The organism is Desulfofundulus salinus, from assembly GCF_003627965.1.
GTDB lineage: Bacteria > Bacillota > Desulfotomaculia > Desulfotomaculales > Desulfovirgulaceae > Desulfofundulus > Desulfofundulus salinus.
On sequence record NZ_RBWE01000001.1, the window covers coordinates 331,877 to 358,694 of the forward strand.

Sequence of the window (26,818 nt, forward strand, 5' to 3'; positions counted from 1 at the left end):
GGTTTCGGTGGCTCTCTGTCGGTGGCTGATTTAAAAGTAGCCGAAGCGTTGCGGGAGATGGGAAAAGAACTGCTTATACACGGCTTGCCTGAACTGTCTCCTGAGGAAAGGCTGACCATTATGCGCCGGCAGCTCACCTGCGACCTCTTTTTAACGGGCACCAACGCTCTGACTCTGACAGGGTGCCTGGTTAATATCGACGCCACCGGCAACCGGGTGGCCTCCATGGTCTTCGGCCCGAAAAAAGTTATTATCGTAGCCGGGCGCAATAAACTGGTCGAGGATGAAGAGGAAGCAATCAAACGAATTAAGGCCTATGCCGCCCCGCCCAATGCCAGACGCCTCAATTGCAAGACCCCTTGCGTAGAGACCGGTTTCTGTGCCGACTGCAATTCGCCCGACCGTATCTGCCGCATCATCACCGTCATGGAGCGCAAACCCAGGCTTACCGATGTGCGCGTACTGGTGGTCAACGAGGATTTGGGGCTTTAAGCAGGGGTTTTCTCTCGTTGACCATTAAATATAATATTTATTAAACAAAGAAAGTCCTGGGGACTGACTGAAAATATCAAAACCGGCTTCCGTCCTTGAACGGAACCGGTTTTTACTTTACTTGCCTAAACCGGACAGCACCTGTGCAGACTTAGTCGTTCTTTATGCACCCATACCTTCGGGGGGATGGTCTTTTGCACCCGGACCGCAAAATATAGTATAATGTTTCGTTACAGGGCAATCTGGTTATCTGGTTACTTAACGGGAGGAGAATCCCTTTTGAAAGTACGCATCAACGACTGCCTTCTGGGCGGAAAACCGGCCTATGATGTGCAAATAATTGACGAAGGCGCCACGGTACAGGATTACCTGGATGCCTTAAACGATTTTATCCGGGGCCACTGTCCTCCCTGCAACGGCTGCACCGCCTGCTGCTGGGAGAGGGTCCCCCTTACCTACCCCGATGTGGCTGCCTTCTTGCAGGACGGCTGGTTCGGGCGGCAGTTCCAGGAGCTGCCTGCGCCCCTGTCATCCTTCCTGCAGCAGTACGGTTACGTTTACGTGGAAGGGCCTGTGGTGGATATCAGCCTGGGGTTTAAATCCGACGGTTCCTGCATTTTCCTGGATACCCGGCGGGGTCGCTGCTCCATTTATCACCTTCGCCCCCTGGTATGCCAGACCTACACCTGCCGCCGGGTCACGCGGCGGGCCAGGGAGCTCAGGGGTGTGGTGGTGAATGCCGGCATGGATGAACTGGTCCGGCGCTGGCTCCTTGAAGGCCGCCGCTGCGGCCGGCCGCCGGTGATCCACGAAGGCTGCCGGCCCCGCCCTCGCCTGCGGGATTACCCTCCCGGAGCTTTCAGCGGCAAGGAGCGTTTTGCAGAGGTCCGGTTGAAGAATCTCTGCCCGCCCGGGCTGTGGCGGGAATTGTATGGTCTGCCTGGAACTGGCTCCGGCCACATTGACAGGCAATTAAAAGGGGGATAGAATCAATTAAGAAGTGGGGTGGTGAAGTTGTCTTACCAGGAGCGTCCTTTCAAACTGAAATCGGATTTCCAGCCCCGGGGCGACCAGCCCAGGGCCATTGCCCGGCTGGTGGAAGGGCTGCAAAAGGGCTACCCCATGCAAACCCTTTTGGGTGTCACCGGTTCCGGGAAGACCTATACCATGGCCCAGGTAATCCAGGCGGTGCAGCGCCCCACCCTGGTGCTGGCCCCCAACAAGACCCTGGCCGCCCAGCTCTGCAGCGAGTTCCGGGAGTTCTTTCCCGAGAACGCGGTGGAATACTTTATCAGCTATTATGACTATTACCAGCCCGAAGCCTATATACCGCAGACGGATACCTATATCGAAAAGGATTCCTCCATCAACGATGAGATAGATAAGCTGCGCCACTCGGCCACCTGCGCCCTTTTTGAGCGGCGGGACGTGATCATTGTGGCCAGCGTGTCCTGCATTTACGGTTTGGGTGACCCCGAGGAATACCGCACCCTCGTCCTATCGTTGCGCAAAGGGGGCACCTATGACCGGGATGCGGTGCTGCGCAAGCTGGTGGAGATCCAGTACGAGCGCAACGACGTGAACTTCACCCGGGGAAAGTTCCGGGTGCTGGGGGATGTGGTGGAGGTCTTCCCCGCCTCCTACACCGAAAGGGCCATCCGTATCGATTTCTTCGGGGACGAAATTGAGCGGCTGCTGGAGTTTGACGTGCTCACCGGCGAGATCATCGGGGAACGCCAGCACGTGTCCATCTTCCCGGCCAGCCACTACACCGTTTCCCGGCCCCGCATGGAAAGGGCCATCGCGGCCATTGAGGCCGAACTGGAAGAAAGGCTGGCCGAACTGAGGAAGCAGGGCAAATTGCTGGAGGCCCAGCGACTGGAGCAGCGGACCCGGTACGACATCGAGATGATGCGGGAGATGGGTTACTGCAAGGGCATTGAGAACTACTCCCGCCACCTGACGGGCCGGGCTCCCGGGGAGCCGCCCTATACCCTGCTGGATTATTTCCCGCGGGACTTTTTACTTTTCATTGATGAATCCCACGTGGCGGTGCCCCAGGTGCGGGGGATGTACGAGGGCGACCGTTCCCGCAAGGCGAGCCTGGTGGAATACGGGTTCCGCCTGCCCTCGGCCTTTGACAACCGGCCCCTCAAGTTCGAAGAGTTTGAGCAGAAGATCAACCAGGTCATCTTCGTCTCCGCCACCCCCGGCCCCTATGAACTGGAGCGCAGCAGCCAGGTTGTGGAGCAGATCATCCGGCCCACGGGGCTGGTGGACCCCGAGCTTTCGGTGCGGCCCACCCGGGGCCAGATTGACGACCTGGTGGCGGAGATCCGGCAGCGGGTGGCCAGGAACCAGCGGGTGCTGGTGACCACCCTGACCAAGAAAATGGCCGAGGATCTTACCGACTACCTGCGGGAGCTGGGCATCAAGGTGCGCTACATGCACTCGGAGATCAACGCCATCGAGCGCATGGAAATTGTCCGGGACCTGCGCCTGGGGGTCTTTGACGTACTGGTGGGGATCAACCTTTTGCGGGAGGGCCTGGATCTGCCCGAGGTCAGCCTGGTGGCCATCCTGGATGCCGACAAGGAGGGCTACCTGCGCTCGGAGCGCTCCCTGATCCAGACTATCGGCCGGGCCGCCCGCAACGCGGAGGGAAAGGTGATCCTCTATGCCGACCGCATTACCGAATCCATGGACCGGGCGATTAAGGAAACGGAACGCCGGCGCCGCATCCAGATGGAATACAACGAAAAACACGGCATTGTCCCCCGCACTGTGGTCAAGGGGGTGCGGGACGTGATTGAGGCCACCCGGGTAGCAGAACCCAAGGCCGCTTACCAGGCCAAAGAAAAGCTGCGGCCGAAAAAGCGGACCAGGAAAGAGCTGAAGCAGATCATTGCCCGCCTGGAAAAGGAAATGCGGGAAGCCGCCCGCCACCTGGAGTTCGAGAAGGCGGCGGAGCTACGGGATACGATCATCGAATTGCGGCTGGAACTGCAGGGCCTCGACAGGCGCCTGGTGCCCATAGGGGAGGTTGTGGGGGAGTAAAGAGACGATCAATGGAGGAAGCATTATGCTGGAAAAAATTATCGTTAAGGGAGCACGGGTGCATAACCTTAAAAATATTGACGTGGAGATTCCCCGGGGAAAGCTGGTGGTGCTGACCGGCCTTTCCGGTTCCGGGAAGTCTTCCCTGGCCTTCGACACCATCTACGCCGAAGGCCAGCGCCGCTACGTGGAATCCCTGTCGGCCTATGCCCGGCAGTTCCTGGGCCAAATGGACAAGCCGGACGTGGACTACATCGAAGGTCTTTCCCCGGCCATCTCCATTGACCAGAAAACCACCAGCCACAACCCCCGTTCCACCGTGGGGACGGTGACGGAAATATACGATTACCTGCGCCTCATTTTTGCCCGGGTGGGCCGGGCCCACTGCCCGTCCTGCGGCAGGCCCATTTCCCGGCAGACGGTGGAGCAGATGGTGGACCAGCTTACGGCCCTGCCGGAAGGCACCCGCCTGCAGATTCTGGCCCCGGTGGTGCGGGGCAAGAAGGGCGAGCATCAGAAGGTGCTGGAGGAAATCCGCAGAAGCGGCTTTTCCCGGGTACGGGTGGACGGCGAGGTCAGGGATCTGGCCGAGGGGGTCAAGCTGGATAAGAATAAAAAGCATACCATAGAAGTAGTGGTGGACCGGGTGGTCGTCCGCCCCGGCGTGGCCCGGCGCCTGGCCGACTCCCTGGAAACGGCCCTGGGAATGGCCGGGGGTGTGGCCCTGGTTGCCGTGGTGGACGGCCCCGAGATGCTCTTCAACGAGAACTTTGCCTGCCCGGAATGCGGCATCAGCCTGCCGGAGATAGCCCCCCGGCTGTTCTCCTTTAACAGCCCCTACGGGGCCTGCCCGGTGTGCACCGGCCTGGGAGTGAAGCGGGAGATTGACCCCGACCTGGTCATTCCCGACAGGCGCAAGTCCATTGCCGATGGGGCCATAGAGGGCTGGTTCCGCGGTACCAACGCCTATGCGTGCCTGGAAGCCCTGGCCGAAAAGTACGGCTTTTCCCTTTCCACCCCGGTGGCCGAGCTGACCAGGGAACAGCTGGACAAAATCCTTTACGGCACCGGCACGGAGAAAATCCTGGTCAATTACCGGGACACCTACGGCCGGCGGCACCAGTACATGGCCACCTTTGAAGGAGTAATCAATAACCTTTCCCGGCGCTACCGGGAAACCACTTCCCCCCACATCCGGGAGGAAATCGAGCGGTACATGAACGACCGTCCCTGCCCGGCCTGCGGCGGAGCCCGCCTGCGGCCCGAGGCCCTGGCGGTGAAGCTGGGAGGGCTCTCCATTGTGGAAGTTACCCGCCTGCCGGTAAAGGAAGCCCGGGAATTTTTCCAGCGCCTTGAGCTGACGGAAAGGGAGCAGCTAATTGCCCGCCAGGTGCTCAAGGAGATTAACGCGCGGCTTGGTTTTCTGGTAAACGTGGGTTTGGACTACCTGACCCTGGACCGGGCGGCGGGTACGCTGTCCGGGGGGGAGGCCCAGCGCATCCGCCTGGCCACTCAGATCGGCAGCGGGCTGACCGGGGTGCTCTATATCCTTGATGAGCCCAGCATCGGCCTGCACCAGCGGGACAACCAGCGGCTTTTAGATACCCTGCTGTACCTGCGGGACCTGGGCAACACGGTGATCGTGGTGGAGCACGATGAAGACACCATCCGCACGGCGGACCACATCATCGACATCGGCCCGGGAGCCGGGGAGCACGGGGGCAGGGTGGTGGCCCAGGGCACCCTGCGGGACATCCTCAACAACCCGGACTCGGTTACCGGCCAGTACTTAAGCGGCCGCCGCTTCATCCCCGTCCCGGCCGTGCGCCGGAAGCCCAACGGCAAGGTGCTTGAGGTGATCGGGGCCGCGGAACATAATCTCAAGCAAATTGACGTGGTCTTCCCTTTGGGGGTGTTCATCTGCGTCACCGGGGTTTCCGGTTCGGGCAAGAGCACCCTGGTGAATGAAATCCTGTACAAGTACCTGGTCCGGGAGCTCCACGGCAGCCGCACCCAGCCGGGGGCCTGCCGGGAGATCAGGGGCACCGAGCACCTGGACAAGGTGATCAACGTGGACCAGTCCCCCATCGGCCGCACGCCCCGGTCCAACCCGGCCACCTATACCGGGGTGTTCAACGACATCCGGGATCTCTTTGCCAACCTGCCCGAGGCCCGGATGCGGGGCTACAAGCCGGGCCGCTTCAGCTTCAACGTCAAGGGCGGGCGTTGTGAGGCCTGTGCCGGGGACGGCATCATCAAGATTGAGATGCACTTTTTACCCGACGTCTACGTGCCCTGCGAGGTCTGCAAGGGCCGGCGATACAACCGGGAGACCCTGGAGGTAAAATATAAGGGTAAGAACATTGCCGATGTACTGGACATGACGGTGGACCAGGCGGTGGAGTTTTTCCGCCACATCCCCAAGATCCACCGGCGGCTGAAAACCCTGCAGGACGTGGGTCTGGGCTACATCCGCCTGGGCCAGCCGGCGCCGGAACTTTCCGGGGGTGAGGCCCAGCGGGTGAAGCTGGCCACCGAGCTTTCCCGGCGCTCCAACGGCCGCACCCTGTACATCCTGGACGAACCCACCACCGGCCTGCACATGGCCGATGTGCACCGCCTGCTTCACGTGCTGCACCGCCTGGTGGAGGCCGGGGATACGGTGGTGGTCATCGAGCACAACCTGGACGTCATCAAGACCGCCGACTACATCATCGACCTGGGCCCCGAGGGCGGGGACGGGGGCGGCCGGGTGGTGGCCTGCGGCACGCCGGAAGAAGTGGCCCGGGTAAGCGAATCATACACCGGTCAGTTTCTGGCCCGGGTGCTGGCCAGTTCGCCCAGGGCCGACCATTTCCTTGATGTTGAAGAGGATCGGCAGGACACCCTTCTCGATGATGTGCGGGCGGTCGGAGGTTGAGGGAGGGAAGTTACATGACCCCCGAGGAGAAACTGCAGCACCTCCCGGACAAACCCGGCGTGTATCTCTTCCGCGATACGGCCGGGGAAATTATTTATGTGGGCAAGGCCGTTTCCCTGAAAAACCGGGTGCGCTCCTACTACCAGTCCGGTGCCCGGCAGAGCCCTAAAGTCCGGGCCTTGATGAACCGGGCGGCGGACTTTGAGTACATTGTGACGGACAACGAAGTCGAGGCCCTGATCCTGGAATCAAACCTGATCAAGGAGCACCGCCCCCGCTATAACATCTACCTTAAAGATGATAAAAGTTATCCTTACCTGAAAGTAACCCTGGGGGAGGACTTCCCCCGGGTGCACGTCACCCGCAGGGTGGTCAAGGACGGCTCCCGTTATTTCGGCCCCTACACTTCGGCGGGAGCGGTGCACGAAACCCTGGACCTTTTGCGCCGGCTCTTTCCCTTCCGCACCTGCAAGCAAAAGCTGGCTGAAGGTGTGGTGCCGGCCAGGCACCGTCCCTGCCTCAACTTTCACATTGGCCGCTGCCTGGCTCCCTGCTCGGGCCAGGTGGATAAGGAAGAATACCGGGCCATGATCCGGGAGATCTGCCTGTTCCTGGAGGGCCGCCAGGACGACCTGATTAAGGAGCTCACCAGGCGCATGAATGAGGCGGCGGAAAAACTGGAATTTGAGCGGGCGGCCCGCCTCCGGGACCAGCTGCAGGCCGTGCGCCAGGTGCTGGAGAATCAAAAGGTGCTGTCAACCAGTAAGGAGGACCGGGACGTGGTGGCCCTGGCCCAAAATCATGACCTGTCCCTGGTTATGGTTTTCTTTGTGCGGGGCGGCAAGCTCATAGGGCGGGATCAATTCCTGGTACCCGGTGCGGAAAACACTCCGGCAGAAGTGATCACCGCCTTTGTCAAGCAGTATTATGCCCGTGCCGATTTTATCCCCGGCGAAATTCTCCTTTTGGAAATTGATCCCCAGGAACGCCCGGCGATGGAAGAATGGCTTTCCGGCATCAGGGGGGCCCGGGTGCGCCTGGTGGTGCCCCGCCGGGGAGAAAAGAAACAACTGGTGGATCTGGCGGCCAAAAACGCCCTGCTGGCCCTGCAGGAGGTCGAACAGGAACAGAAGTCCCGGGGGCAGGGCAGGGATGCCTGCGCCGAGCTGGCCCGGGAACTGGGCCTGGAAAGCATACCTTACCGCATCGAATGTTTTGATATATCCAATACCCAGGGCGAGGAAAGCGTGGCCTCCATGGTGGTTTTTGAGGAGGGGCGGCCGGTGCCCGACCAGTACCGGCGGTTTAAAATCCGCACCGTGGAAGGGCCAAACGACTTTGCCTCCTTGAAGGAAGTGCTCACGCGCCGCTTTACCCGCGCCAGGGAAGAGCGGGAACTGGTCCAGACCGGGCAGCTGTCCACCAGGCAGGCCAAATTTTACCGCCTGCCCGACCTGGTCATTGTGGACGGGGGCAAAGGCCAGCTGTCGGCGGTACGGGAGGTCATGAAGGAGCTGGGCTTTGCCCACATCCCGGCCTTTGGCCTGGCCAAGAAGGAAGAATTGCTCTTTGCCGGGGACCGCTCCGGGCCCATTCGCCTGCCCCGGGATTCCCGGGCCCTGCACCTGTTGCAGCACCTGCGGGATGAGGCCCACCGCTTTGCCGTGACCTACCACCGGCAGCTGCGCACCCGGCGCAACCTCAAGTCCCTTTTGGACGAGATCGAGGGCATCGGTCCCGTGCGCCGCCGGGCCCTGCTGAAAGCCTTCCCTTCCCTGGACGATATGGCCCGGGCTACGGTGGAGGAACTGGCCGCCGTGCCGGGGATGAACCGGGCGGCCGCCCTGGCCGTTTACCGTTTCCTGCGTGGTTAGGACTGGTTTTTTCAGAAAACCATGGTATAATATCCAGAGATATCTTGATTGCAATGTTACTGCAGGAGCAGGTTATTAATGTCATTCTGGAGGAATGGACCCTTGTATCGACTGCTGGCTGTGGATCTGGACGACACCCTGTTGGATAAAGACCTGCGTATCAGCGAAGACAACCGGCGGGCCCTGGCCCTGGCCCGGCGTGCCGGCGTGGTGGTTACCCTGGCTACGGGGCGCATGTACCGGGCCACCCTGCCCATTGCCCGGGAACTGAAAATCGACGCCCCGCTGATCACTTACCAGGGAGCTCTGGTCAAACACGCCGTCACCCGGGAGGTGGTGGTCCACCGGCCGGTGCCCCTCGCCTGCGCCCTGGACATCATTGCCCGGGTTGAAACTCGTGGTTACCACATCAATATCTACCTGGACGACCACCTTTACGTTGAGCGGCACACTGATGAAAGCAGGCTTTACCAGTCTATTTCCGGGGTCCAGGTCCGGGCAGTGGGGCCGCTCGTTCCTTTTTTGAAAGAAGCGGGGCAGGATCCCACCAAGGTACTGGTGATTGCCGGAGAAGATGAACTGGACGAGCTGGCTGCGGAATTAAGGCCCCTGTACGGGGATAACCTTCATGTCACCAAATCCAAACCTTACTTTCTGGAGTTCTCCCACCCGCAGGCCACCAAGGGGCACGCCCTGGCGGTGGTGGCCGCCGCTTACGGTTTTAAGCCCGAGGAGGTCATTGCCGTGGGGGACAGCTACAACGACCTGGAAATGATTGAATGGGCCGGTTTGGGAGTGGTGGTGGCCAATGCCCGGCCCGAGGTCAAGGCCCGGGCCGATTACGTTACGGCTTCCAATGAAGATGGCGGCGTGGCCCGGGTGGTGGAGAAATTTATCCTGGGATCGGCTTGAAAGAGGAGGAGCAGAATGAGGGAATTGGTTGCCGCTGTTGACCTGGGTGGTACGAAAATCTATACCGCCCTGGCCGACCAGAGCGGCCGCGTGCTTGCCGAAGTCATGGTTCCCACCCGGCCCTGGGAGGGAGCCGGGGCAGTGATCGGGCGGATTGTGGATACGGTGGACCAGGTGTTAAAACAGGCCGGGGAACAAGGGCCGCCCCTGGTCCTGGGTATCGGCGCTCCCGGTCCCTTGAATGCCGCCACCGGGGTGGTCTACCAGGCCCCCAATCTGGGCTGGTACGATGTTCCCCTGAAGGAACTGCTGGAGGAGCGGCTTGGTATTCCCGTAGCGGTGGACAACGATGCCAACCTGGGCGCTTTAGGGGAATATGTCTACGGGGCCGGGCGCGGCGAGGAGGAGATGGTCTACATCACCGTCAGCACCGGCATTGGGGGCGGCCTGGTTCTGCAGGGCCGCCTGTACCATGGCGCCGGTTACGGGTCCGGCGAAATCGGCCACATGACCATAGATCCGGACGGCCCCCGGTGTGGCTGCGGCAATTACGGCTGCCTGGAGGCCATGGCTTCCGGGACGGCCATGGCCCGGGAGGCCCGCCGCCTGGTGGAGTCCGGCGGGGGCAGGGCCATCCTGGAGGCGGCGGGAGGGGATGTGGACGCCATCACCGCCCGGGCGGTGGCCCGGGCAGCCTCTACGGGTGATGGCGAGGCCCGGCAGATAATCGAGAGTGCCGGCCGGGCCCTGGGTATCGGAGTGGCCAACGTCATCAACCTGTTAAATCCAGCCCTGGTGGTGCTGGGGGGCGGGGCCATGCAGGTGGGCCCCCTTTTGTGGGAAACCATGGAAGGGGAAGTGTACCGGCGCGCCTGGGCCCCTGCCCGCAGGCAGGTGCGGCTGGTGCCGGCAGAGCTGGGCGGGCGGTCCGGTTTAATGGGGGCGGTGGCCCTGGCCCTTCAGAAGGCGCGGGGGGAAAAACCACCCAACGCCGTGGTATAGAGGTAGCTGTAATGGATTATTCTATGCATATTACTGAAACGATCCGGGCTATTGGGAAAGGAGGAGGGGCGTTGCGCTTTGGCAAAGGGGAATGGCGCAACTTTGAGCGGGGTATTGAAAAGGAATGGCTGGTCACCAACGGTCTGGGTGGTTATGCCTCCTCCACCATTATCGGTGTTAATACCCGCAAATACCACGGCCTGCTCGTGGCTTCCCTTTCCCCGCCGGTACGGCGCAATTTGCTTTTAGCCAAACTGGATGAACGCCTGGAAACCCCCCAGCGGACGTACAACCTGGCCACCAACCACACCGGGGGGGGCGTAACGGAATTCGGATTTGTTCACCTGCAGCAGGTACTGTTTAACCCATTTCCCACCTTTGTTTTTTCCTTTGGTGACATAACCCTGCAAAAGCAAATTTTTATGATCTACGGTGAAAACAGCACCGTCATCCTGTATCGCGTCATCAACGGTGCCGAACCGGCCGTCCTGCGCTTGACTCCCCTGGTTAACTGCCGGGACTTCCATTGGACCACCCGGAAGGGGCAAATTAACTTTTCCCGGGAAGAAATTCCTTTCGGGGTGGCGGTAAAGGCAGAGCCGGGGATTCCCGCCCTGCGCCTGGTTTGCAGTGAAGGTAAATTCAACGGCTGCGATGATTGGTTTTACGATATGTTTTACGTGGAAGAACAAAGGCGGGGGTTGGAAGCCCGGGAGGATCATTTTATACCCGGGGATTTTACCATTCCCCTTGAACCGGGGGAGACAAAAACCATAACTTTTATTGCCACCCTGGAAGAAGTTTTTACCCTCGATGGAAAAGCCCTTTTGGAACTGGAAATTCGCCGCCTGCAGGAGCTGGTGAAAAGGGCCGGGTACCGGAGCGTTTTAGCCCGCCAGCTGGTGCAGGCCGCCGACAGCTTTATTGTCTACCGCCGGTCCACGGGCGCGAAAAGTATCATCGCCGGTTATCACTGGTTTAACGACTGGGGAAGGGACACCATGATTGCCCTGCCCGGGCTGACCCTGGTTACCCGCCGTTATGATGACGCCCGGGACATCCTGGTTACCTATGCCCGTTACTGCAGGGACGGGCTCCTGCCCAACATGTTTACCGATGCCGGCAAAGAGCCCCTTTACAACACGGTGGATGCCTCCCTGTGGTATTTCTGGGCGGCCTGGAAGTACCTGCAGTATACCCAGGACCATGCCTTTATCCGCCAGGTGATCTACCCGGTCCTCAAAGAGATTGCCCACCATTACATCAAAGGGACTCACTTTAACATTAAAGTGGATGAAGATGGGCTCCTGGCGGCAGGTTCCCCGGAGCTGCAGCTGACCTGGATGGATGCCAGGGTGGATCAATGGGTGGTTACGCCCCGCCACGGCAAGGCGGTGGAGATCAACGCCCTCTGGTACAATGCGCTGTGCGTATTGCGGGGACTGGCCGTCCGGTACGGGGATACTTTTCCCTACCAGGACCTGCTGGAAAAGCACAGGGAAAGTTTTTTGCGGGAGTTCTGGTTTGAGGAAGGTGGATATCTCTACGATGTGGTCGGTGAGCAGGGGAAGGACGCTTCCCTGCGCCCCAACCAGGTTATTGCCTTAAGCCTGCCCTTCACCATAGTTGATGCCGGAAGGGGGCGAAGGGTGCTGACCCGTGTCTGGCAGGAACTATACGCCACCTACGGGCTGCGTACCTTATCTCCCAGCGACCCCCGGTACCGGGGGGTCTATAGCGGCGACCGGTGGCAGCGGGATGGAGCCTACCATCAGGGGACGGTCTGGAGCTGGTTGATCGGGCCCTTTGTCACGGCCTGGCGCCAGGTACACCATTACTCCCCGGCCAGCCGGTTGCAGGCGGCACGTTTTCTTGCTCCTTTCCAGGACCAGCTGCGGGACCACGGGGTGGGCTATATCTCCGAGATCTTTGACGGCAACGAGCCCATTATCCCCCGGGGGTGTATTGCCCAGGCCTGGGGTGTGGCGGAAGTGCTCCGGGCCTACGTGGAGGACGTGCTGGAAATCAGACCGCAAATTTAAAGATAAGACACCTATTCATGACGCATTCAGCTCCACCAACAAAGGATGAAAATGGCGCCGTTTTGCACGAAGCGAGCGACATTGAGCCGAGCAGATGCCAAACTTAGCGAGACCGAGGGCGGAGGCGGGGCTGAGGGGCATGGATGCCCTCAGCCGGCCCCTGAGGCATGGACGCCGAATGGGCCGGGAACCCCGGCGGAGCCCGAGGTCGAGCGCTAGTTTTGGCCTGCGAGGCGAACGGAGCGAGCGCGTGCAAACGGCGGGCAGGTAAATATTTTCATTAATAAGGAGGGGTCCATTTTGCCCATTCTGGATGATGCACAGGCCATGTATAATGCCGATACGAAGGGAATGCTCAAAGCCCTGTGGGAGCTGCCCGAACAATGTGCCCGGGCCTGGGAGCTGGGTATGGCCGCCGACGTTTCTCCCATGGATGATCTCCGCCAGGTAGTGGTTACCGGTCTCGGGGGTTCGGCTATCGGGGGCGATCTCCTGCGGGTTTATGCCACGCAGCGCCTGGACGTGCCGGTGGTGGTCAACCGGGACTACGTGCTGCCCAAATTTGTCGGACCGCACACCCTGGTTTTCGCCGTCAGTTATTCCGGCAATACCGAGGAAACCTTGAGCGCCTACTCCCAGGCCCGGGAAAAGGGCGCCAGGCTTGTGGTTTTAACCACCGGCGGCAAATTGGGAGAACTGGCCAAAAATGACGGCGTACCGGTGATTACCGTGCCCGGCGGCATTGCCCCCCGTTCGGCAACGGGATACCTCTTCATTCCCACCCTGGCCGTGCTTTACCGGATGGGTCTGTTGCCGGACCTCAGCCATGAGGTGGCCGAGTGCACTTCCCTGTTGCAATCCATGCGGGAGAAGCTCAAGCCGGAAGTTCCCCTGGATTCCAACCAGGCCAAGATGCTGGCGGCGAGTTTCCACAACCGCATTCCCGTAATCTGGGGTTCCAGCGGTACCACGGAAGTGGTGGCTCAGCGCTGGAAGGGGCAGATCAATGAAAATGCCAAGGCCCCGGCCTACTGGAACGTATTTCCGGAGTTAAACCATAATGAACTGGTTGGCTTTGAGTTTCCCGGTGAACTCCTGCGCCGGCTTTATGTGGTTATTTTGCGGGATCCCCAGGATCACCCGCGGGTTCAGAAACGTTTTGCCATCACCCGCGAAATCATGGAAGGTGCGGTGGCCGGTGTTGTCGAAATTATGGCCCGGGGCAGCGGTGCCCTGGCCCGCATGTACTCGCTGGTTTATATCGGAGACTATGCCAGCGTGTACCTGGCCATGCTGTACGGCGTGGACCCCGGCCCGGTCAGGGTGATCGACACGCTCAAAGCCCGCCTGGCGGAGGAGTGAGCGGGACAACGCCGGGGAGCCTTTTGTATTCCGGTAAATGTTCAGTAAAACCGCTCTGTTTACTACAATGGCACGGCGTTGTCCAGAGCGAACGATTTTGCGGAGCGCCGGTAACAGCACCCGGTGAAGCGAGGCCGCCGGCTCGGCTCTCGAGGACGCATGATGAACTGTTCGGAAGAAGACACCGAAAACATATTAAGTTAAGATGTAACAACGAAGAATTATTAGTGCCGGGCAATCCGCAGAGAGCCAGAGCCGGCCCGAAGCGAACCGTGGTGCTGTCGGCGCGGAGCATATGAGTGAGCGGGACAACGCCGTGCCTTAAGCGGGTTAACTGAACATTTACGTATTCGACAAATTGAGCCGGGCAACGAGTGGTGATAATTATGCGGCTGGTAATTGTTACCGGCCTTTCGGGGGCCGGAAAGACCCAGGCCTTAAGGATTCTGGAGGATCTGGGCTTCTTTTGTGTGGACAACCTGCCTCCAAGGCTCATTCCCAAGTTTCTGGAGCTTTGTTCACAATCTTCCCGGGGGATTAATAAAATAGCTGTAGTGGTGGATATCCGTGGTGGGGAGTTTTTCGACGCCCTTTTTGAAGTGCTGGCCGACCTGGAGAAGGAGGGGCTTCGTTACGAGATATTGTTCCTGGAAACCTCCGATGCTACTCTGGTCCGCCGGTACAAGGAGTCCCGCCGCAGCCACCCCCTGAGCGTGGACGGGGAAGTGCTGCAGAGCATACGGCAGGAAAGGGAGCGGCTGCGGGAACTGCGGGGGCGGGCCCATAAAATAATTGACACTTCCGAAATGACTCCCCAGCAGCTGAAAGAAGAACTGGTCAGTTTATTTGGGGATAATGCCGGGGCGCCCTTGCGCATTACAATAATTTCCTTCGGGTACAAGTACGGCATACCCCTGGACAGCGACCTGGTTTTTGACGTGCGGTTTTTACCCAACCCTCATTACGACCCGGCGCTGCGCCCGCTGACCGGAAACGATCCGGCCGTGCGGGATTATGTCCTGTGCGCCCCGGTGAGCCAGGAATTCGTGAACCGGTTCTATCAGTTTATTGATTTTCTACTTCCCCACTACATCCAGGAAGGCAAAACCACCCTGACCATTGCCGTTGGCTGTACCGGTGGCCAGCACCGTTCCGTAACCCTGGCCAACTGTCTGGGGTCCCACCTGGCGGAGCAGGGTTACCGGGTGGCCGTGCGGCACCGGGATCTCTCCCGTTAAGACAGGGGTGAAAGGTGATGCAACTTTTCAAGTGGCTTTACCCCGGTTTGCATTTCAAGCGCTGGCTGGCCCTGTCCTTTTTGGGCCTGGTGCTGGCCGCCACCGGCATCGGCCTTTTAGGCCGATCTCTGCCCCGGGAGCACCAGGCGGTGCTGATGACCTGGTTCGCGGAGCTTTTCGGCCCCGGGCGGGTTTGGCTCGGGGGCGCGCTTCTCCTGGTGCTGGGCCTGCCGGCTCTGGTCTACGGCAACTTTAAGGCCTTTCGTTCGGTGGTGGACGCCCTGGCCCCCGGGGAGAGCACGCGCCTGGTGGATATTATCTATACCCGCCAGCACCTGCGCCGGGGGCCCCGGATAGTGGTAATTGGTGGAGGCACGGGGCTATCGGTATTGTTGAGGGGCTTGAAACAATATACCAGCAATATTACGGCCATTGTCACCGTGGCCGATGACGGCGGGAGTTCCGGCCGGCTGAGGGGGGAGTTAGGCATGCTTCCCCCGGGGGACATCCGCAACTGCCTGGTGGCCCTGGCGGATAAGGAATCGTTGATGGAGGACCTGCTCCAGTACCGCTTTAAAAGCGGGGACCTGGCCGGCCACAACCTGGGCAACCTGCTCCTGGCGGCGCTGAACCACGTGGCCGGGGGGTTTCATGAAGCCGTGCAGGCCTTGAGCAAGGTTCTGGCCATCAGGGGGCAGGTATTGCCCGTTACCCTGCAAAATGTGGTTCTGGGGGCGGAACTATCCGACGGCACGCTGGTATACGGGGAATCTTCCATTCCCCAGTGCAGGAAGCCCATTAAACGGGTCTTCCTGGTGCCCGGGGATTGCTATCCCCTGCCCGAGGCGCTGCAGGCCATTGCGGAGGCGGATGCGGTGGTCCTGGGGCCGGGGAGCCTTTATACCAGCATCCTGCCCAACCTTCTGGTGCGGGGAATTCCGGAGGCCATTGCCCGCACCCGGGCCGTGCGCGTTTATGTCTGCAACGTGATGACCCAGCCCGGAGAAACCGACGGTTACGCCGCCAGCGACCATCTCCAGGCCATCTTTACCCACGCCGGTCCCATTGTGGATTACGTGGTGGTCAACCAGGGCGGCATACCGTCCCGGTTAAAGGCGCGCTACCGCCGGGAGGGAGCAGTGCCGGTGGTGGTGGATGGGGATAAGCTGCGGCAGATGGGGGTGAAGGTAATTGGTGCCAACCTGGTGCACGAAAGCAACGTGGTCCGCCATCACCCCGATAAACTGGCCCGCCTGATCCTGGAGCTGGCCCTCCTGGAGCGGAAAGCGGGAGAACCCTTCGGGTCGTTCAACGGCTCTTTAAACGGCAGCCTGCGTTCGGGGCGCATGTGACCCGGTTAGTGTGTCGGCCAGCCTTCCGTAGCCAACGGGGGGCTTTTTTGTCGAATGGCAGTTGTCAGGGCCAAAGGCGGGTGTTAAGATCTTGTTAGGACACGGTTGGGTGCTGTCGCAAAGCCCACCGGGGGCGATTACCCCTTACTCCCGGGCTTTGCGGCAGTCAATGTTGGGGAAAGTGAATATGCAGTGAACCCGGTTGGATGCGGTGCTGTCCTCGCTCACTCCAGTGCTTCGCGCCGACAGCACCGCGGCTCGCTTCGGACCGGCTCTGGCTCTCTGCGGATTGCCCGTGACTAATTACGTTTCGTTGTAAGCTCTTAACTAATGTGTTTCAAAACTTTTCTTTCGATTAGTTGATCTTGCGTCCTCGAGAACCGAGCCGGCTGCCTCGCTTCACCGGGTGCTGTTACCGGCGCTTCGCAAGTCGTTCGCTCCGGACAGCACCGCATCCCTGTTATAGCGGTTTTACTGATTATTTACAGGAAAAGGATCTGGAGGGCTGGATGAGCGCGAGAATTTTGATCGTCATCGTGACGCTGCCGCTGCTTTTACTGCTGGTTCTGGCCGGCGCCCGGCACGCGGCCGATTCCCTGGCCCAGAGCCTGGCTCCCCCCCTCCCGCCGCCTGAGCGGGGAGAGATGGAGATACCCATTCTGATGTACCACAAGGTAAACCCCGATCCCCGTATGGGAGGTCTGGGTCTGCGGGTGCCCCCGGAAAAATTCGCCCGGCAAATGGAATACCTGGCCGGCCAGGGGTTTCACACCGTTTCCCTCATCGACGTGGTGGATCACCTGCAGTGGGGGAAACCCCTGCCGCCCCGGCCGGTGGTGATTACTTTTGACGACGGCTACCTTGACAATTATACTTATGCCTTTCCCATTTTAAAAAAGTATGGTTTTACCGCTACCGTTTTTGTGGTGGCCCATACGGTGGGCAAGACAAATACCTTCGATGCTGGAAGACAGCCGGTAAATAAAATGGCCGGCTGGCGGGAGCTTAAGGAGATGGCCGATTACGGCATAACCATTGGTGCCCATACCCTGGATCACCCCAGGTTGACCCAGCTTTCTTTGGAGGAAGCCCGGCGCCAGATTAAAGAAAGCAAGATCCTCCTGGAAGCGGAGCTGGGGCGGCCGGTAGAGGTTTTCAGCTATCCTTACGGCAAGTACAACCGGGAGCTGGCCCGGGTGGTGAGGGAAAGCGGGTACCGGGCTGCCGTTACGACCGAGCAGGGCCTGGCAGGCCCCGGGGATGACCCCTTTACCCTGAAACGGGTGCGTGTCATGGGTAGCTACGACCTGCAGAAGTTCATTACGGAACTGGTGAAGCATTATTATCCCCCCTCACCAGTTGAGAAGTGAGAGGTGGGAAGTGGGAATTGGGATTAAGAAGGAATTCGGCTAAAGCCGAATTCCGACCTTAAAATCTCACCTCACAAATCTCACCTCACGCCTCTCAAATAGCTCCGTTGTGGTATAATATCTTCAAGGTGAGCTTAAATGTCCTTTTCTACCCTGACGAAAAATGAACTGGCCCGGGTGGTGGGGAAGGAAAAATGCTGCAGGCTGGCCGAACTGGCCGCCCTGGTGAAAATGGACGGCAGCCTGTCCATTGGCGCCGGGCCGAAGACTGCACTGACCATAAGCACGGAAAATGCAGCCGTTGCCCGGAAAATTTTTTCTCTTTTCAAAGAAATCTTTGGTGTGTATACCGAAGTCCTGGTGCAGCGCAAGAACCGGTTGCGCAAAAAGAACCTCTACCAGGTGCGGGTCTCCCCCCCGTCCGGGATGGCCGATATTTTGCGCCGCCTGGGTATGGCGGATGCCCGGGGCCAGTTGACCGAGGGTATTCCCAGGGAGCTGGTGCGCCGGGAATGCTGCCGCCGGGCCTACCTGCGGGGAGCCTTCCTGGGAGGAGGGTCGGTGAACAACCCCGAGGGCACCTATCATCTGGAGATCATCACGGGAAACGCCGAGCTGGCCCGGGCGCTCGGCCGGCTGATGCAGGAATTTGGCCTGGAGGCTCGGGTGAGCGCCCGTAAAAACTGGCATGTGGTTTATTTAAAGGACAGCGACCAAATTGTAGCCCTGCTGAATATTATGGGAGCCCATACGGCCCTGCTGAATTTTGAAAACGTACGCATATACAAGGACATGCGCAACCAGGTGAACCGCCTGGTGAACTGTGAAACGGCCAATCTGAATAAAGTGGTGGATGCGGCCCTGCGCCAGGTGGAGAATATTCGTTTCATTGCCGCCACCATGGGGCTGGAAAAGCTTCCGCCGGCTTTGCGGCAGGTAGCCGAGGTTCGCCTGCAGTATCCCGACGCAAGTTTGCGGGAACTGGGGGAAATGCTCGAGCCCCGGGTGGGGAAGTCCGGCGTAAACCACCGGCTGCGCAGGCTGGATGATATTGCCAAAAAGCTTCGCGAACCTTCGTGCGAGGCTCCCGCCGAAAAAGGGTAGGGTACGTCGCCGGGTGCTGCCGGCGCATAATAAAGTACGCGGGGGACGGCCCCAGCATGGTGGGGAATGAAACAATTACCGCCCAAATATGCTGGTATCGGGCAATAGGCGGCAGGAGAACCCCCCGGCTTTAGAGAATAAATATTGCTTGGAGAATTAATTAATCTTCAGAGAATTAATTAACATTATTAATGGCGGAGCTTTGGAGGAGTGAAGGCCCATGCGCCTGGGTTACGGACTTAACGTGGAACAAACACAAAAGTTAATCATGACTCCCGAGCTGCGTCAGGCCATAACCGTGCTGCAGCTGTCTTCCCTGGAGCTTTCCCTGTATATAGAACAACAGCTGCAGGAGAATCCTCTTCTGGAGTTGCGGGAAGAAGAAGCGGACGGGAACGGGGAAGAAGGAGAATTTGAGTGGGAGCTTGAGGGGGAGGAAGAAAAGAGAGAATATGACCTGGACTGGGAGGAGTATTTCCAGGATTCCAGCGATCTGGGCTTTCCCCGGGTGGAGCGGGATCCCGAGCCCCCCGCCCACAATTATGAAAGTTTCCTTTCCCAGGCGCCTACCCTGATGGAACACCTGATGTTCCAGCTGTATTTAAGCAAGTGCAGCCCCGAAGCGCGGGCTATCGGTGAATACCTGATCGGCAATATTGATGAACACGGCTACCTCCAGACCAGTGTGGAGGAGGCGGCCAAACAACTGGCCGTACATCCCCGGGCCGTGGAAGAGACGCTGGAACTAATCCAGACCTTTGACCCGCCGGGGGTAGGTGCCCGCACCCTGCAGGAATGCCTGCTGATTCAAGTCAACCAGTTGGGTATTAAAGATCCGCTGCTGGAACGGATCATCCGCTATCATCTGATGGATCTGGCCAGGGGCAAGTTTAACCGCCTGGCCCAGCAGTTAAATGTTCCCGTGCAGGAAATCCAGCGGGTGGCTGATATTTTAAAAACCCTGGACCCGAAACCCGGCCGCAACTTTTCCACTCCCCATGACGTGCGCTATGTGGTACCGGATATAGTGGTGGAAAAAGTGGGAGATGACTATATCATCCTCATCAACGATGTGTCCGTGCCCCGCCTTACCATCAATCCCGCCTACCGTGCGGTGCTCAGCCAGCAGGAAAACTATGATTCCCGCACCCGCCGGTTTGTGGAAAGCAAGCTCAATGCGGCGGCCTGGTTGATCCGCAGCATTGAACAGCGGCGCTTGACCCTCTATAAGGTGGCCAGCTGTGTAGTACAGCTGCAGCGTGATTTTCTGGACCACGGGGTGAAATATTTAAAACCCCTTAATTTGAAGCAGGTGGCTGAAATGGTCGGCCTGCATGAATCTACCGTGAGCCGGGCCACTTCCAACAAGTATATCCAGACCCCCCAGGGGGTATTTGAAATGAAATATTTCTTCCCCACGGGAATTAACAGCGATGGCGGGAACCTGACCTCTGCCGAAAGCATTAAGAAGATGCTCCAGGAAATTGTGGCGGCGGAGGATCCCAAAGAGCCTTTAAATGACCAGAAGATTGTGGAAATTTTATATAAACAAGGAATTCGCATCTCCCGGCGCACCGTGGCTAAATACCGGGGTGAACTGGGTATTCCTCCCGTCCAGCAGAGGAAGCGCTACTAGTCTCTTGCCAGGCCATTCCGCGGGACGGTCACTTTTCCAGGACGACCGCCCGCGTGTATCTGGAAGACCTTAAACGTGGGTAACTTTCCACCCGGGTACCGGTTTTGTTACCGGTACCCAATTTTTTATTTCAATTAACCAGAAAAAGGAGGAACTATTTGACTGGATGGCGAATAAGAATGTCATAATTCAAATAAATTTTACTAAATGAGGTATACTATTGAAAGGAGCGAGAGGGAATAATGACGGTAAAAATAGGGATTAATGGTTTCGGCCGGATAGGGAGAAATGTTCTGCGGGCATCGCTCCGGCATCCCGAGATCCAGGTGGTGGCCGTAAACCACAAGTCCCGGCGGCTTCCGGTGAATGGAAACTACGCCCGCACCCTTGCCCACGCTTTGAAATACGACTCGGTACACGGCCGGCTGGATGCCGATGTGCAGGCCGATGAGCGCTCCCTGGTGGTAAACGGCCGGGAGATCGTGGTCCTGGCCGAGGCAAATCCCGCCAGCATCCCCTGGGGCGAACTGGGGGTGGATGTGGTGGTGGAGTCCACCGGCAGGTTCAAAACGGCGGAAGATGCCTCCGTGCACCTTACCAGCGGGGCCAAAAAGGTGGTGATCAGCGCTCCGGCCAAGGGCGACATCCTCACGGTGGTTATGGGCGTCAATGAGGAACTGTATGATCCCGCCGTACATCACGTGGTTTCCAACGCCTCCTGCACCACCAACTGCCTGGCGCCGGTGGCCAAAGTACTGGATGAGCAATTCGGCATAGTCAAGGGTCTCATGACCACCGTCCATGCCTATACCAACGACCAGCAGATCCTGGATATGCCCCACCGGGACCTGCGCCGGGGCCGGGCCGCAGGCATGAGCATTATTCCCACTACCACCGGTGCGGCCAGGGCAGTGGAGCTGGTGCTCCCGCAGTTGAAAGGCAGGCTGAACGGTATGGCCATGCGGGTGCCTACGCCCAATGTCAGCGTGGTGGATTTTGTGGCCCAGCTGCGCCGGCCCGTTACGGTGGAGGAGGTCAACGGGGCCCTGAAGGATGCTTCCGAGGGTGAGCTCAGGGGGATCCTGGCCTACAGCGACCTGCCTTTAGTATCGGTGGATTACTGCGGGGATCCCCACTCGGCCATTGTGGACGGCCCATCGACCATGATCATTGGTGAGGACATGGTTAAAGTGGTGGCCTGGTACGACAATGAATGGGGTTATTCCAACCGCATCCTGGACTTAATTTTATACATGGCCAAAAGAGGATTTTAGTAAAACATGTCAAAGAGTATAATTAGGCAGGCATTTCCGGCGGGCCCCTGACGCGGTGCCCGCCGGAACAGATAATGGGCAAGACCAAAAGATGAAAAGGGCGGCAGTCCTTCCGCGGCTTTTTCACCAGGGGGGAAGAGTACCGCCCGAATATTATGTTACAATTTCCATTAGGGAGGTATATGCGTGATCAAGACCATCCGGGACATGGAAGTGACCGGTAAGCGGGTACTGGTACGGGTAGATTTTAACGTACCCCTGGACCAGGAGGGTAATGTTGCCGATGACACCCGGATCCGGGCGGCACTACCGACCATACAGTACCTGATTGACAGGCAGGCCAGGGTAATCCTGGCCTCCCATTTGGGGCGTCCCAAGGGCAAAGTGGACGACCGCTATCGCCTGGACCCGGTGGCCCGGCGTCTCTCCCAGCTGCTGGGCAGGCCGGTGGTCAAAGTGGACGATTGTGTCGGGGATGAACCCAAAAAGGCCATTGCCGGGATGCGGCCCGGCGATGTGGTGCTGCTGGAAAATGTGCGTTTTTACCCCGGAGAGGAAAAAAACGATGAAAAGTTTGCCCGGCAGCTGGCCGAACTGGCCGACGTTTATGTGAACGATGCCTTTGGCACCGCCCACCGGGCCCACGCCTCCACCGAGGGGGTGGCCCACTTTTTGCCCGCCGCGGCCGGGTTCTTGATGGAAAAGGAAATTACCGTGCTGAACCAGGCCCTGTCCAATCCCACCCGTCCCTTTGTGGCCATCCTGGGTGGGGCCAAGGTTTCCGATAAGATTGGGGTGATTGAAAACCTCCTGGGCAAGGTGGACGCCCTGCTCATTGGCGGGGGCATGGCCAATACCTTCCTGGCCGCCCGGGGATTCTCCCTGGGCAAGTCGCTGCTGGAAGCGGACCGGGTGGCCCTGGCCCGGGATTTAATGGCCCGGGCGGAAAAGGCGGGCGTCAAACTGGTGTTGCCCGCGGACCTGGTGGTTGCCGAGGCGGCCCGCCCGGAAGCGGAACCCAGGGTGGTAGCGGTGGATGCCGTGCCGGAAGAGTGGATGGCCCTGGACATCGGCCCGAAAACGGTAGAGTCCTTTGCCGCCGAAGTGCGGGATGCCGGTACCGTCATCTGGAACGGCCCAATGGGTGTCTTTGAGATGGCCCCCTTTGCCGCGGGCACCTTTGGCCTGGCAAAGGCGCTGGCCGGGAGCAAAGCCACCACCATCGTGGGCGGGGGAGATACAGCGGCGGCGGTGGAAAAGGCCGGGGTGGCCGACAGGATGTCCCATATCTCCACCGGCGGCGGCGCCTCCCTGGAGTTTCTGGAAGGGAAGGTCCTGCCCGGCGTGGCCGTGTTAATGGACACGGGGAAGTGAGGGAGAGATAAACATGCGTATACCCCTTCTGGCGGGTAACTGGAAAATGTATAAAACTGTCACCGAAGCGGTAGAATTCGTGCGGGGGCTAAAAGAGGCCCTGGCCGGCGTCCGGGGGGTGGAGGTAGCCGTTTGTCCCCCCTTTACCGCCCTGCACGCCGTGGCCCGGGAACTGGAGGGCAGCAGCATCGCCCTGGGTGCCCAGAATATGTACCGGGCCGAAGAAGGAGCCTATACGGGGGAAATTTCCCCGGTCATGTTGAAGGAAGTCGGCTGCCGCTACGTGATCCTGGGCCACTCGGAACGGCGGCAGTATTTCGGCGAAAGTGATGAAGATGTTAACGCCAAGGTAAAAGCGGCCCTTAAACACGGGCTCGTCCCCATTGTTTGCGTGGGCGAACGCCTGGAGGAAAGGGAAGCGGGACATACGGAAATGGTTGTCGGTGCCCAGGTGCGCCGCTCACTGGCCGGCCTTTCCAGCACCGAGCTGGCCGGCCTGGTGGTGGCCTACGAGCCGGTGTGGGCCATCGGCACCGGCCGTACGGCCTCGCCGGAAGACGCCCAGCAGGTGAACGCCTTTATCCGCCGCCTGCTGGCCGAGATGGGCGGCCGGGAGGCGGCCCGGCAGGTGCGCATCCAGTACGGCGGCAGTGTCAAGCCGGAAAATGCCGCCGAACTGCTGGGGCAGCCCGATATAGACGGCGCCCTGGTGGGCGGCGCCAGCCTGAAGGTGGACAGCTTTGCCGCCATTGTCCGGGCGGCGCTGCGGGAATAGATCGCCAAACGGCGCTTTTGTTGCAAAACAAAGCAGGCCAACTATTTTCGACATCCTGGAGGTTTCTGATGGAAATAAAGCATATCCCCATGGTCCTGGTCATTTTGGACGGCTGGGGCCTGAGGGATGAACAAAAAGGAAATGCCATTGCCCGGGCCAGAACACCCAATATGGATCGCTTTTGGACCACCTATCCCCACACCACCCTGGGAACATCGGGGGAGGATGTGGGTCTGCCCGACGGCCAGATGGGCAACTCGGAGGTGGGGCACCTCAATATCGGGGCCGGGCGCATTGTCTACCAGGAGCTGACCCGCATTACCCGGGCCATCAGGGACGGCAGCTTTTTTACCAATGAAGCCCTTGTGGCGGCCGTGGAGCATGTCCGGGCCAACCACGGGGCCCTGCATTTGATGGGCCTTTTGTCCGACGGCGGCGTGCACAGCCATATCACCCACCTCTTTGCCCTGCTGGAACTGGCCAGGAGGCATAATTTGCCGCGGGTGTACGTACACTGTTTCCTGGACGGGCGGGACGTTCCCCCCGACAATGCGGGGGAATACATCCGGCAGCTGGAAGAAAAGTGCCGGGAACTGGGTACGGGCACGATTGCCACGGTCATGGGGCGCTACTACGCCATGGACCGGGACCGCCGCTGGGACCGTACCAGAAGGGCATATGAGGCCATGGTTCTGGGGGAAGGGTTAAAGGCGCCTTCCGCCATGCAGGCCCTGGAAGAATCCTACCGGCGTGGGGAGACCGATGAGTTTGTACAGCCTACGGTAATTACCGGGAGAGGTGCTCCCGTGGCGGTGGTCAAAGACGGCGATGCGGTGATCTTTTACAATTTCCGCCCCGACCGGGCCAGGCAGATCACCCGGGCCTTTGTGGACGAGGATTTTGCCGGCTTTGAGCGCCCGGCAAACCGCCCGCGGGTGCATTTTACCTGCATGACCCTTTACGATAAAACCATAAACGCCCCGGTGGCCTTCAAGCCCCACCATCCTACCAACACCCTGGGGGAAGTGATCAGCCGCCTGGGGCTCAGACAGCTGCGCCTGGCCGAAACGGAAAAATACGCCCACGTCACCTTTTTCTTCAACGGGGGAGTGGAAACGCCCTATCCCGGGGAAGACCGCATTTTAATTCCCTCTCCCAAAGTGGCTACCTACGACCAGAAACCGGAAATGAGCGCCCCGGAGGTTACGGACGCCTTCCTGGAACAGCTGGCTGCGGATAAGTACCAGGTAATCATCATGAATTATGCCAATGCGGATATGGTGGGCCATACTGGCGACATGGCTGCGGCGGTCAAGGCCATTGAAACCGTAGACCAGTGCCTGGGGAAGGTGGTGGGGGCCGTGCTGGAAAAGCGCGGTACGGTCATTATTACCGCCGATCACGGCAATGCCGATGAAATGCTGGATCCCAACGGGCACCCCCATACCGCCCATACCACCAACCGGGCCCCATTTATACTGATCGGGGAGGATCTCGGGCAAGTAAAACTCCGTCCGGGGGGCATTCTGGCGGATATTGCCCCGACCATGCTGGACCTGATGGGGATTCCCAGGCCGCCGGAAATGACCGGCGAGTCGTTAATTATAGAATACAAACGAGGAGGAAGAGATTCATGAGCACAACCATAGTTGACGTATACGCCAGGGAAATTCTCGATTCCCGGGGCAACCCCACCGTGGAGGTGGACGTGCTGCTGGAAGACGGCACCCTGGGACGGGCGGCCGTTCCTTCCGGGGCCTCTACCGGTGCCCACGAAGCGGTGGAACTGAGGGATGGCGACCCGTCCCGTTACCTGGGCAAGGGCGTGCAAAAGGCCGTAAACAACGTAATTGAAAAAATCGCCCCCGAGATCATCGGCTTTGACGCCACGGATCAGGTGGGCCTGGACATGACCCTCATCGAGCTGGACGGCACGCCCAACAAGAGCAATCTGGGCGCCAACGCCGTCCTGGGTGTTTCCCTGGCTGTGGCCAGGGCGGCGGCCCAGTCGGTAGGACTGCCCCTCTATCAATACCTCGGCGGAGTCAATGCCCGGCGGCTGCCCGTACCGATGATGAACATTTTAAACGGGGGCAAACATGCCGATAACAACGTGGACATCCAGGAATTCATGATCATGCCCGTGGGGGCCCCCAGCTTTGCCGAGGCCCTGCGGATGGGGGCCGAGGTCTTCCACAACCTGAAAAAGGTGCTCAAGAAAAAGGGCCTGAATACCGCCGTGGGTGATGAAGGCGGCTTTGCGCCCAACCTCAGTTCCAATGAAGAGGCCTGCGCGGTAATTATAGAGGCCATCGAGGCCGCCGGCTACCGCCCGGGGGAAGATGTGGCCCTGGCCATCGATGCCGCAGCCACGGAGTTCTTCAAGGACGGCCGTTACATGCTGGAAGGGAAGACCTTCACCCCGGAGGATTTAATCGACTTTTATGCCTCCCTGGTAGAGCGCTATCCCATCCTTTCCATTGAGGACGGCCTGGCCGAGGACGATTGGGAGAACTGGCCGAAGCTCACCGCCCGCCTGGGTGACAGGGTGCAGCTGGTGGGGGACGACCTTTACGTTACCAACACGGAAAGGCTGCAGAAGGGAATTGAACTGCGGGCCAGCAATTCCATTTTGATCAAGGTGAACCAGATCGGCACCCTCACCGAGACCCTGGAAGCCATTGAAATGGCTCGCCGGGCCGGGTTTACCGCGGTGGTCAGTCACCGTTCCGGTGAAACGGAAGATGCCACCATTGCCGACCTGGTGGTGGCCACCAGTACCGGCCTGATTAAAACCGGGGCGCCTTCCCGTACCGACCGGGTGGCCAAGTACAACCAGCTGCTGCGCATAGAGGAAGAACTGGGAGATACCGCTATTTATCCTGGCCGGAACATTTTGAGAAGTGGGATGTGGGAAGTTAGAAGTGGGATTTAAGAAGGAATTCGGCTTAAGCCGAGAGCCAATTGCGATGTTCGGAAGTAGAGATGAATAGGCCGTTTTAGGGCAGTGGCAAAAATATTTTACCCCGGCACG

At 59.4% G+C, this 26,818-nt stretch carries 19 protein-coding genes; all 19 read left to right on the plus strand.

Annotation, left to right across the window (positions count from 1 at the left end):
- Positions 1-21: 21 nt before the first annotated feature.
- Entirely contained in the window at positions 22-492 is a 471-nt protein-coding gene (locus tag D7024_RS01735; protein ID WP_243113657.1) for a lactate utilization protein, read from the plus strand.
- 279 nt (positions 493-771) lie between these two features.
- Positions 772-1,479, plus strand: a complete 708-nt coding sequence (locus D7024_RS01740; RefSeq protein WP_243113658.1) for a YkgJ family cysteine cluster protein — start codon at positions 772-774, stop codon at positions 1,477-1,479.
- 27 nt (positions 1,480-1,506) lie between these two features.
- The gene (gene uvrB, locus D7024_RS01745) at positions 1,507-3,549 is read left to right on the plus strand and encodes an excinuclease ABC subunit UvrB (protein WP_121452412.1); all 2,043 of its coding nucleotides are present in this window, start codon (positions 1,507-1,509) and stop codon (positions 3,547-3,549) included.
- Between the two features lie 25 nt (positions 3,550-3,574).
- Entirely contained in the window at positions 3,575-6,469 is a 2,895-nt protein-coding gene (uvrA, locus tag D7024_RS01750) for an excinuclease ABC subunit UvrA (protein WP_121450279.1), read from the plus strand.
- A 14-nt stretch (positions 6,470-6,483) separates the two neighbouring features.
- The gene (gene uvrC / locus D7024_RS01755) at positions 6,484-8,343 is read left to right on the plus strand and encodes an excinuclease ABC subunit UvrC (protein ID WP_121450280.1); all 1,860 of its coding nucleotides are present in this window, start codon (positions 6,484-6,486) and stop codon (positions 8,341-8,343) included.
- A 102-nt stretch (positions 8,344-8,445) separates the two neighbouring features.
- On the plus strand, positions 8,446-9,255 hold the full coding sequence (locus D7024_RS01760) for a Cof-type HAD-IIB family hydrolase (protein WP_121450281.1): 810 nt from the start codon (positions 8,446-8,448) through the stop codon (positions 9,253-9,255).
- Between the two features lie 15 nt (positions 9,256-9,270).
- Positions 9,271-10,257, plus strand: coding sequence for an ROK family protein (locus D7024_RS01765; RefSeq protein WP_121450282.1), 987 nt, complete (start codon positions 9,271-9,273; stop codon positions 10,255-10,257).
- A 71-nt stretch (positions 10,258-10,328) separates the two neighbouring features.
- Positions 10,329-12,299, plus strand: coding sequence for an amylo-alpha-1,6-glucosidase (locus D7024_RS01770; RefSeq protein WP_121450283.1), 1,971 nt, complete (start codon positions 10,329-10,331; stop codon positions 12,297-12,299).
- A 300-nt stretch (positions 12,300-12,599) separates the two neighbouring features.
- Entirely contained in the window at positions 12,600-13,661 is a 1,062-nt protein-coding gene (locus D7024_RS01775; protein WP_121450284.1) for a bifunctional phosphoglucose/phosphomannose isomerase, read from the plus strand.
- 386 nt (positions 13,662-14,047) lie between these two features.
- The gene (gene rapZ, locus D7024_RS01780; protein ID WP_207666874.1) at positions 14,048-14,899 is read left to right on the plus strand and encodes an RNase adapter RapZ; all 852 of its coding nucleotides are present in this window, start codon (positions 14,048-14,050) and stop codon (positions 14,897-14,899) included.
- Positions 14,900-14,916: 17 nt separating this feature from the next.
- Positions 14,917-16,251, plus strand: coding sequence for a gluconeogenesis factor YvcK family protein (locus D7024_RS01785; RefSeq protein ID WP_121450285.1), 1,335 nt, complete (start codon positions 14,917-14,919; stop codon positions 16,249-16,251).
- A gap of 509 nt (positions 16,252-16,760) precedes the next feature.
- Positions 16,761-17,621: a polysaccharide deacetylase family protein gene (locus D7024_RS01790; RefSeq protein WP_121450286.1), complete on the plus strand. Its 861-nt coding sequence runs from the start codon at positions 16,761-16,763 to the stop codon at positions 17,619-17,621.
- Between the two features lie 138 nt (positions 17,622-17,759).
- The gene (gene whiA, locus D7024_RS01795) at positions 17,760-18,725 is read left to right on the plus strand and encodes a DNA-binding protein WhiA (RefSeq protein WP_121450287.1); all 966 of its coding nucleotides are present in this window, start codon (positions 17,760-17,762) and stop codon (positions 18,723-18,725) included.
- Between the two features lie 220 nt (positions 18,726-18,945).
- Positions 18,946-20,361, plus strand: coding sequence for an RNA polymerase factor sigma-54 (gene rpoN, locus D7024_RS01800; protein ID WP_121450288.1), 1,416 nt, complete (start codon positions 18,946-18,948; stop codon positions 20,359-20,361).
- Between the two features lie 242 nt (positions 20,362-20,603).
- The gene (gene gap / locus D7024_RS01805) at positions 20,604-21,635 is read left to right on the plus strand and encodes a type I glyceraldehyde-3-phosphate dehydrogenase (RefSeq protein WP_121450289.1); all 1,032 of its coding nucleotides are present in this window, start codon (positions 20,604-20,606) and stop codon (positions 21,633-21,635) included.
- 207 nt (positions 21,636-21,842) lie between these two features.
- Positions 21,843-23,009, plus strand: coding sequence for a phosphoglycerate kinase (locus tag D7024_RS01810; RefSeq protein ID WP_121452414.1), 1,167 nt, complete (start codon positions 21,843-21,845; stop codon positions 23,007-23,009).
- 13 nt (positions 23,010-23,022) lie between these two features.
- Positions 23,023-23,784: a triose-phosphate isomerase gene (gene tpiA / locus D7024_RS01815; protein ID WP_121450290.1), complete on the plus strand. Its 762-nt coding sequence runs from the start codon at positions 23,023-23,025 to the stop codon at positions 23,782-23,784.
- Positions 23,785-23,852: 68 nt separating this feature from the next.
- On the plus strand, positions 23,853-25,421 hold the full coding sequence (gene gpmI, locus D7024_RS01820) for a 2,3-bisphosphoglycerate-independent phosphoglycerate mutase (protein ID WP_121450291.1): 1,569 nt from the start codon (positions 23,853-23,855) through the stop codon (positions 25,419-25,421).
- On the plus strand, positions 25,418-26,719 hold the full coding sequence (gene eno, locus D7024_RS01825) for a phosphopyruvate hydratase (RefSeq protein WP_121450292.1): 1,302 nt from the start codon (positions 25,418-25,420) through the stop codon (positions 26,717-26,719). Before gpmI ends, eno begins: the two co-directional genes overlap by 4 nt.
- Positions 26,720-26,818 lie beyond the last annotated feature (99 nt).

Coding starts and splice junctions, on each gene's coding strand:
- D7024_RS01785 (WP_121450285.1), top strand. CDS start 14,917: ATGCAACTTTTCAAGTGGCTTTACCCCGGTTTGCATTTCAAGCGCTGG.
- gpmI (WP_121450291.1), top strand. CDS start 23,853: ATGGAAATAAAGCATATCCCCATGGTCCTGGTCATTTTGGACGGCTGG.
- rpoN (WP_121450288.1), top strand. CDS start 18,946: ATGCGCCTGGGTTACGGACTTAACGTGGAACAAACACAAAAGTTAATC.
- tpiA (WP_121450290.1), top strand. CDS start 23,023: ATGCGTATACCCCTTCTGGCGGGTAACTGGAAAATGTATAAAACTGTC.
- whiA (WP_121450287.1), top strand. CDS start 17,760: ATGTCCTTTTCTACCCTGACGAAAAATGAACTGGCCCGGGTGGTGGGG.
- D7024_RS01810 (WP_121452414.1), top strand. CDS start 21,843: ATGGAAGTGACCGGTAAGCGGGTACTGGTACGGGTAGATTTTAACGTA.
- gap (WP_121450289.1), top strand. CDS start 20,604: ATGACGGTAAAAATAGGGATTAATGGTTTCGGCCGGATAGGGAGAAAT.
- eno (WP_121450292.1), top strand. CDS start 25,418: ATGAGCACAACCATAGTTGACGTATACGCCAGGGAAATTCTCGATTCC.
- uvrC (WP_121450280.1), top strand. CDS start 6,484: ATGACCCCCGAGGAGAAACTGCAGCACCTCCCGGACAAACCCGGCGTG.
- uvrA (WP_121450279.1), top strand. CDS start 3,575: ATGCTGGAAAAAATTATCGTTAAGGGAGCACGGGTGCATAACCTTAAA.
- D7024_RS01790 (WP_121450286.1), top strand. CDS start 16,761: ATGAGCGCGAGAATTTTGATCGTCATCGTGACGCTGCCGCTGCTTTTA.
- rapZ (WP_207666874.1), top strand. CDS start 14,048: ATGCGGCTGGTAATTGTTACCGGCCTTTCGGGGGCCGGAAAGACCCAG.
- D7024_RS01765 (WP_121450282.1), top strand. CDS start 9,271: ATGAGGGAATTGGTTGCCGCTGTTGACCTGGGTGGTACGAAAATCTAT.